Genomic DNA, 8,334 nt, shown 5'->3' with positions numbered 1-8,334 from the left:
GGAGGGTATTTAGAACATCGACGGAAAACACCTATCGGGATTCAAGTCCTTTGGAAAGGATGGGCAAAGTTACAGGGCCTGGTTGAAGGTTGGCAACTAGCGAACCAGACTTAATAGGAAAAGTCAGCTGCGCCATCAGGTTTATGGCTAAGGCTGGCTGCATATCCGTGCGCCAAACGTCATCTCCCCTGGACTGGTTCATCGATACGTCTGAGTCCGTCATGGCTCCTCCTTATTTGACACTGTTCGGCCCTTCGCTGTTATTACAGCTACTATGGCCTCGGCTGACTTCTGCCCAACCCGACTGACGTTACCGCCAATCGTGCTGACTGGAAACACCGTAGGGTTCGGTGGCTGCTCCATCCCTTTCGAGATGGGCCTCAGTCCGACTCCCATAGCCCTCCAGACTGCTCCTGGACAGACCTCCCCGGATAAGACCGTGAACTGTCCCTGCACAACCGCGTCATTTACCCTGTTCCTTGGACCTTTAGGTTTCGTTGTGGTGTGCCAACTCACCCAGGAATCCGGGCCTTCTATGACGTTTCTGTTCGTCGGCTCGCTGGTTTGCCGCTGGCTTCCTTCAGACCCTCCCTCGCGGGAAGAACGCCCTTGCCTTAAGCTAGTAGTACTCGTCTCTCGGCTCCTATAACTTTCGAGCATTTGGACGGGGTCCTCCTACAGGGGACTTTCACCCCATTAGTTCACGCCCATGCCGGGCGTACACACACTAGGTTGGTGCGGACGGTATAAAAGGTTCCGCTGAGAATTCAAGGCTGTTTACCGCCGCACAACTTCACCGTTAGCCTTCCGCCCCTGCCGTCACCGTTCTTATTTTCCGCTATAAATATTGCCTTTTTGCTTGCTGGATCGTTTTGGCTGTGAATTGCTGGTATTTCTTAAGTTTTGCTTGCGTATATCCTATGTTGGTGTTGCTCTGGCTATACTTTTGTGAGTACCTTTTTCTGGGATTGGGTGATCGCCTCTAGCGTGCGGAGTACAACGTTCTTGGGTGTGATCTAACAGGGGCATGCAAGAGAACGCTCGAACCACCCGACAGGTTGGACTCTGTAAATTAATTCTCGCATCCCTGAAGGGAAAGCCGTTATCCCGCTCGAACGAAAATGACATCCTCGGTTGCTGAACATTACGCAAATCACCTCGCGCCAATCTATTCTTGGATGGTCGGTGACTTTGATGTCGCGTGCGCGTGTGCAGACAATTTTTACTTTGACATTGGACTCCCCAATGGCGACGGACTCGTTGCCGTTGATCTCGGTTGTGGCCATGGCGTCCACTCCGTTCCACTTGCTCGCCGTGGATATCGTGTATTGGCCCTCGATACTTCATCGCACCTCTTGGATGAACTCAATGCGGCGGTTGGCGAACTGCCGATAAAGACGATTGCTGCCGACTTGGCGCAGTTCAGTGATCACCTCGGTTCCGATTCCGCTTCATTAATTGCCTGCATGGGCGACACGTTACCCCATCTTCCTTCGTTCGACGCGATCAAGAAACTGATTGATGACTCCGCTCGCAAACTGACGCCAGACGGATTGCTGACATTCTCGTTCCGTGATTATTCAACTCACGAACTGTTAGGCACAGAGCGATTCATACCTGTTCGCTCTGATGACCGCCGAATCCACACCTGTTTTCTTGACTATCGCTCTGATGTCGTTATTGTTCACGACATAATTCACACATTTGTTGAGTCGGCATGGCAGACGTCGATCAGCGCTTACTCGAAAATTCGGCTACCACCCGACGTCTTTGTTTCTGCAGTCGAAGCAAACGGATTTTCGCTCACTCACAAAAAGACAGATCGGGGAATGCTCTACTTTGCTTTCAATCGCTCGACGGCAACAAACGCGGAATAACAATGCAATGCACCGGAGTCGCGAAGCCGGGCGTTTTTAGATGGACATTCACTCGTCGCGACCCGATGATTGTGAACGTTGTGCCTCAAGGGAAAAAACCCATGGATGACCAAAAGTTCTGGAATGAGCGCTACATAACTGAGAAATATCTTTACGGAAAGGAGGCAAATACGTTCTTGGCAGCAAACGTAGATTTGCTTAGTGGGCCAGTTCTTTCGCTATCTGAGGGCGAAGGACGAAATGCTGTTTTCATGGCGTCACAGCACCTAAGTGTTCTCGGCGTTGATTGCTCAAAAATTGGATTAGATAAAGCGCAATCACTTGCCAAATTTAACGGCGTAGCGATCGAAACCGAGGTAGTCGATCTCGCCCAATATCAGCCTAAAGAACAACATTATGGCTCCGTTGTTTCCATCTCTGCACACTTACCCAGCAGTATCCGCCTCCGGTTATATCCCCTTGTAGAAGCAGCGCTAAAACCAAATGGGATTGTTCTACTTGAGGCTTACTCAGAAAACCAGTTAGTAAAGGATACTGGCGGCCCAAAAGATATTGATATGCTTATGTCTGTTGAAAAACTTCGTCAAGAATTTCCAAATCTTAACCCAATTCTGGTTCAAGAAGTTGAACGTGAAGTATGCGAAGGAGAAGGTCATACTGGCATGGCATCTGTGGTTCAGTTCATTGCTAGAAAAGATGCCTAACCATACCTTGCAGCCGACCTATCTTCTGTGACTTCCCTCCGATCGTTTGCTCTATTGGGCGGCTGAAGAAAAATGTTACAACAATCTGATTGAGCGTTCAAAGTAGATGCATGCAGCTCCCAAATATCGATTAATATCCAAAATCTCTTACACAATAACAACGAGTTTACCTAAGAAATATTAAGGGCCAATTCCACCAGGGGCGGAACCTGCTGAATCTGTTGCTCATTCACCATTAAATTGGTCACGGCTCTAATAGAATTAAGCCCCACAGCTAGCATATAAACACCTTTGAGCTGCAGCCGTTCGACTAGAACCTGGGCGGGAATAGAAGTGGTTTGAAAAACAACAATGTTAGTTTGTACCGTGGTTGGATCGATCTCAATACCGGGGATGGCCTGCAAACCTTTCGCCAGGGTTTGGGCGTTGATGTGGTCGTCTGCCAACCGGGCTCGATGGTGCTTGAGGGCATAGAGCGCGCCTGCTGCCATCATGCCCGCCTGGCGCATACCACCGCCAAACATTTTACGAAACCGGCGGGCTCGCTCGATAAAGTCTTGAGACCCGGCCAGGGCAGACCCAATGGGGGCACCTAACCCTTTTGAAAAACAAACGCTTACCGAATCAAAGGCCTGCACATACTCCGCCTCAGAGATCCCTGTGGCAATGCAGGCATTCCACAGACGAGCCCCATCCAGGTGCAGCTTTAACGCCTGGGCCTCACACACCTGAGCAATGGCAGCTATCTCTGCAAGGGGATAAATCCTGCCACCGCCACGGTTGTGGGTATTTTCCAAACAGACCAATGTGGTTCTGGGAAAGTGTACATTGTCGGGGCGTAGCACCTGATTTAGATCCGCCGCTGTAAAAATACCGTGGTCCCCTGAAATCAGCCGACACATCACCCCCGATAGGGCCGCAGGTCCACCGCCTTCATAGTAGTAAATGTGGGCCTGGGATTCTAGGACCACCTCATCCCCTGGTTCTGTGTGGGTGCGCAGGGCCACCTGATTGGTCATTGTGCCCGACGGCATATAGACGGCGGCTTCTTTGCCTAAAAGACTCGCGACAACCCGTTCCAGCTGCTGGACAGTGGGATCGTCGCCTAGCACATCGTCACCCACCTCAGCGTTTGCGATCGCATCCCGCATGCCACGGGTTGGCTGGGTAATGGTGTCACTTCTAAGGTCGATAGGCATGGATTTATTTTTCAAAGCCGTTACAACCGACAGGCCTCTTCTGGACGACAGCGCTGGTTACGTTGAGCAATAATGGTGGCTAAATCGGGACGACCGGTCAAGGCTAGGCGTCGTGCTGCCCAGATATCGTATAGCCTGTCAACAATGGGACCGAGGATAGGCCACTGTGTGGGTGCGTACATCCAACCGATGCCCAACACACCATAGACTTGGCGAAACACATCAACATTTTGGATGACGGTACCGTCGGGAAGCACCGCATGGATCCGTTCCATCGCCGCTTCAAAGGAAACGCCACCATGGGCGGCAGGGTCATAATCATCAGCGGCGATATCGGTAAAGGCCACGAGTCCCCGACCCTGATCTTTGGTTTGTAAAAAACTAACCTCCCGTAGACATAAGGGACAGTCACCGTCATAGAGGAGTTTAATTTTCCAGTCGGCCATAGCTTAAGGGCAGATTATAGAGATTCCCATGTAGTTTAAAGCGTATTTTCAATTTCTGCTGACTCTGAGCACCCGCTGGCTTAACTATGGGTTTCTAGGGTTTGGGTCCCGAATGGCATCGCTCCCCAGGTGTTGATGAATGGTGTGCAGCAGATGTTCACGGTTGAACGGCTTGTGAATACAAGCATTGCAACCAACGGACAAAATCTCTTCCAGCTGGGCAGCAAAGGTGCTAGCCGTTAGGGCGATGATCGGTAAATGGGGATCCCGCTGTTTGATATGGGCTGTAGCATCATAGCCATTCATAACGGGCATTTGGAGATCCATCAAAACCAGGGCCGGACGGGATAACTGCCATTGCTCAATGGCCTCCTGTCCGTTTTTCGCCTCGCGGACTTTAAACCCAGCATTGCTGAGAATATTTTTGAGCAGCAAACGATTGGTGGGGGCATCTTCTACCACTAAAATCTCATGGGGCTGTTGAGATAGGAGCGGCGATAGAACAGGATATTCGGCATCACTGGACGGCGAGGTATTCACCTGGGGAGAGTGCCTGAGCGCTGTCATCGGCAGCCGGATATGGAAAGTGGTACCCTGATCCAGCTGGCTTTGGCAGCAGATACTGCCCCCCATGAGCCTAATCAGCCCCTGACAGATGGCTAATCCTAGGCCCACACCCTGGTCACCCGCGTCGTGAGCAGTAGATAGGGTATAGGACTGATAGAACGGATTAAAGATTCTTCTTTGTTCGCTAGGACTGATGCCCCGTCCTGTGTCAGAGATTTCTAACTCCAGCTGGATCGTATCGTTGTGGGAGATGGCATAGGCCGTTAAGATCACCTCTCCTGCTTGGGTGTACTTGATGGCATTGTCCAGCATATTGAGGACAATTTGCCGTAGCTTACTGGCATCAATATAGGCGTAGCGAGGAATGTTAACAACTGACTCGCCAGTTGTGCCGCCAGTGCGCTGGCTACGTCTCTCCGATGGAAAATCGCACTCTACCCGCAGCTGCAATCCTTGTTCCTGGGCCTTGAGCTGCAACATACTGCCTACCTGGGAAAGCAACATTTTGATATCCACAGCGCTGGGTTGCAGACTGGCATGGCCATTTTCGAGTTTGGTAAATTCCAAAATATTGTTGATCAAGTCCAGTAGGTGCGAGCCACTGGCATCAATAATCTCTAGGGCTCGACTATGGTCTGACGACAAGGCCTGATCTTGAGCCATCACCTGGGTAAAGCCCAAAATGGCATTGAGGGGAGTGCGCAGCTCATGGCTAACTTTGGCCAGAAAGATTCCCTTGGCCCGGTTCGCAATCTCAGCTGTTTCCTTGGCCTTTTGTAATTCAATGGTGCGCTGTTGAATTCGAAATTCTAAACCGTCATAGGCCTTGGACAACGCTTGCTCTGCTTGATGTCGCTTGAGTTCTGCCGCTGAACGCGCTGCAAACACCTGTAAAAATGATTTGGCCATCTCAAGATTTTCCAACGGCCCGTCATGGAAAATACTTAAGGTGCCGATAACTTTCTCTGGGCCATCCAAGAGAGGCGCGCCTAAGTAGGTGGTCACCCCTAACTTGGTGATGGGGTGCTCAGGCGGCAGCTCTAGGGTTGGATAATATTGAATTTGGCCAGTGGCGATCGTTTGGGCACATGGAGTTTGCCCCGTTGCCAGGATGGGGGTGTCTTGAAACTGATGATCATGCCACATGGCAATGGTTTGTAACTCTAGCGAGTCTGGGTCGCTCCGGGCAGATACAATGACCGTCCGGACATTCAGGATCATCGCGAGGCTAACCACCAAGGTGGAAAAGTAGTCTGAGCCCGTCGCTACCGATGTACAGCTTACTAAGCCATAAAAGGCAGTTTGGGAATCACGACGACGATAAATTTCAGTTTGGAGTTGTTGATTAACCGCTGCTAGCTCTGACGGAGTTTTAAGGGCTAGAAACTTAGGTAGCTGGGTAATGAACTCAAACGCTGTGCCGATTCCGATCAATGCTATACAGGCACGGACCAAGCTAGTTAGGCCATAGCTTGGATGCCAAACGGCCCATATATCGAGCAAATAGCCCGTACCGCAAAGGGCAATAAACGTTCCTAGCAGCCACAGTAATCGAGGGGAAATAACTCCGCGATAGTTTTTGCGGGCAACGTAAAAGAGCGTCAGGGGTATTGAAAAATAAGCAAGGGCAATCATCCCATTGCTAATGACATAGAGACTGATCCACGGCACTTGCCATAAATAGCAGTACTGGTGAGTCATGGATTAATGATGTCTCTTAGACTGACACTACTTACCTTCAACATTTTGCATCCAGCTCAGGATAAGCTCACGGTTAAGCATCTAATTTCAGATTTTGCCTTGACACAGAACCAGCTCTTATCAAACGGGGCGTAGCAACGCCCCAGTATGATTTTATCTGCAAACTATTGGCCAGTAGTAAATTGCACAGATCGGTTTATCCTCCACATTAGCAACAGTCAATACAGATGTCTGTATTTACAGCAGTTTTTCCCCGGCAATGGAGCGATCTAAGAGTTCGATGGGGTGCATCAGGGGAACTGTCTGTCCCTGACGCGCTAAGTGTTTTTGAATCTGCAACGCGCAGCCCGGATTGGACGAGGCGATGAGGGTGGCACCCGTATTGGTGAGATTTGTTACCTTCATCTGACCCAGCTCGTTGGCAACCTCAGGCTGCAACATGTTGTAGACACCGGCGCTACCGCAGCAGAGTTCAGCATCCATGGGTTCCACTAGGGTAACACCGGGGATTTGCTTGAGCAGCTGTCGCGGTGGCTGGGTGATGCCCTGACCGTGGCGCAGATGACAGGCATCTTGGTACACCAGCTGGAGGGGAGCGTCCGTGAGGGCAGAAAGGGGCGTTGTTAGACCGACTTCGGCCAGAAATTCTTGGATGTCACGGACCTTGTTGCTAAAGGCAACCGCCTGTTCACGATACGCAAGGTCGTCCTGGAGAATGTGACCATAATCTTTGAGGGTATGGCCGCAGCCAGCGGCGTTGATAATAATGTAGTCCACGTCGGTGTCGACAAAGCTGTCGATCATCTGCCGAGCCAGCGCCTGAGCCTGGTCGGTTTCTCCCTGGTGGGCGGGTAGGGCAGAGCAGCACCCCTGGCTTCTGGGGATCACCACTTCACACCCGTTGGCGCTGAGCACTCGAGCGGTCGCTTCATTGACATGGCTAAAAAAGACTCGCTGTACGCAGCCGAGAATCATGCCGACGCGGTAGCGCTTGTTCCCCTGGGCTGGTAGAGTCTCTGGCAGATTGTCTTGGAAGCACTGGGGGGTGACCGTCGGTAGGATGGACTCCATAGCGGCTAGCTGAGGAGACCAGCGATCAAGTAGCCCGCGCATGAGCTTGGAGACACCTAGCCACTGGTAAAGGGCCAAGGGACTGAGTAGCAGACGAATGCGGTCAGGGTAAGGAAATAGGGAAAATATGAGCTGGCGCACCAGACGGATAGGCAGCGGGCGCTGGTGGTTGCGATTGACTTGCGATCGCACCGAATCAATTAATCGGTCATACTGCACCCCCGACGGACAGGCCGTCGTACAGGCCAAACATCCCAGGCAAGACTCAAAATGGCTCACCGCCGCCTCAGTCAAATCAGCCTCCCCCTGATTAATGGCATCCATCAGGTAAATGCGACCCCGAGGCGAGTCATTTTCCTTTCCGATGACCCGATAGCTAGGGCATGTGGTCAGACAAAAACCACAGTGAACACAGGCATTAATCAAGGACTGGTCTGGCGGTTCGTGGCTGTCAAAGCCAACCGTGTTGGAGTCCAGACTAGTATCGAGCTTGAGGGGGCGTACCGTGGAAGATTCCGAAGTCTGCATGCAGCGTGAAGGAGGCAATACTATCTTTAGCTTATCGCTTTCGTTCTGCTGACCATGGCGAAAACATTGACGGTAGATAAAATAAGCCAATGGCACGGATAAAGAGGAATAGATAGCTCCCCTGTCTACACCTATGCTGGAGTCTGCTGCCAGCGGCCCATTAAAGGGATATGTTAGTCTGCCATAGAGGCATATATATCCTTGATGTTCTAGTTTTTCAGGTACTCTCTTTGGTTACTAC

The 8,334-nt window shown here is 51.2% G+C and carries 6 protein-coding genes; 2 read left to right on the top strand and 4 right to left on the bottom strand.

What is annotated here, in order from left to right:
- Positions 1-1,121 precede the first annotated feature (1,121 nt).
- The gene (locus IQ260_RS23030) at positions 1,122-1,877 is read left to right on the top strand and encodes a class I SAM-dependent methyltransferase (RefSeq protein WP_193995427.1); all 756 of its coding nucleotides are present in this window, start codon (positions 1,122-1,124) and stop codon (positions 1,875-1,877) included.
- 101 nt (positions 1,878-1,978) lie between these two features.
- Positions 1,979-2,581, top strand: coding sequence for a class I SAM-dependent methyltransferase (locus IQ260_RS23025; protein ID WP_193995426.1), 603 nt, complete (start codon positions 1,979-1,981; stop codon positions 2,579-2,581).
- Between the two features lie 170 nt (positions 2,582-2,751).
- On the opposite strand, the gene IQ260_RS23020 is transcribed toward IQ260_RS23025, so the two are convergent.
- The 4 genes from IQ260_RS23020 to IQ260_RS23005 form a co-directional block, all read right to left on the bottom strand.
- Positions 2,752-3,780 carry a threonine aldolase family protein gene (locus tag IQ260_RS23020; RefSeq protein WP_193995425.1) on the bottom strand — a complete coding sequence of 343 codons (1,029 nt, stop codon included), beginning with the start codon at positions 3,778-3,780 and terminating at the stop codon, positions 2,752-2,754.
- A gap of 20 nt (positions 3,781-3,800) precedes the next feature.
- The gene (locus IQ260_RS23015) at positions 3,801-4,226 is read right to left on the bottom strand and encodes a thiol-disulfide oxidoreductase DCC family protein (protein WP_193995424.1); all 426 of its coding nucleotides are present in this window, start codon (positions 4,224-4,226) and stop codon (positions 3,801-3,803) included.
- Positions 4,227-4,310: 84 nt separating this feature from the next.
- On the bottom strand, positions 4,311-6,494 hold the full coding sequence (locus tag IQ260_RS23010; protein ID WP_193995423.1) for a GAF domain-containing hybrid sensor histidine kinase/response regulator: 2,184 nt from the start codon (positions 6,492-6,494) through the stop codon (positions 4,311-4,313).
- A 237-nt stretch (positions 6,495-6,731) separates the two neighbouring features.
- Positions 6,732-8,189 carry a (Fe-S)-binding protein gene (locus tag IQ260_RS23005; RefSeq protein ID WP_322745027.1) on the bottom strand — a complete coding sequence of 486 codons (1,458 nt, stop codon included), beginning with the start codon at positions 8,187-8,189 and terminating at the stop codon, positions 6,732-6,734.
- Between the last annotated feature and the right edge of the window lie 145 nt (positions 8,190-8,334).

This window comes from Leptolyngbya cf. ectocarpi LEGE 11479 (genome assembly GCF_015207065.1).
In the GTDB taxonomy this organism is placed as follows: Bacteria; Cyanobacteriota; Cyanobacteriia; order Phormidesmidales; family Phormidesmidaceae; genus Leptothoe; species Leptothoe ectocarpi.
Note: the sequence above shows the minus strand (reverse complement) of the source record. Positions and strands in the feature narration are given on the sequence as shown.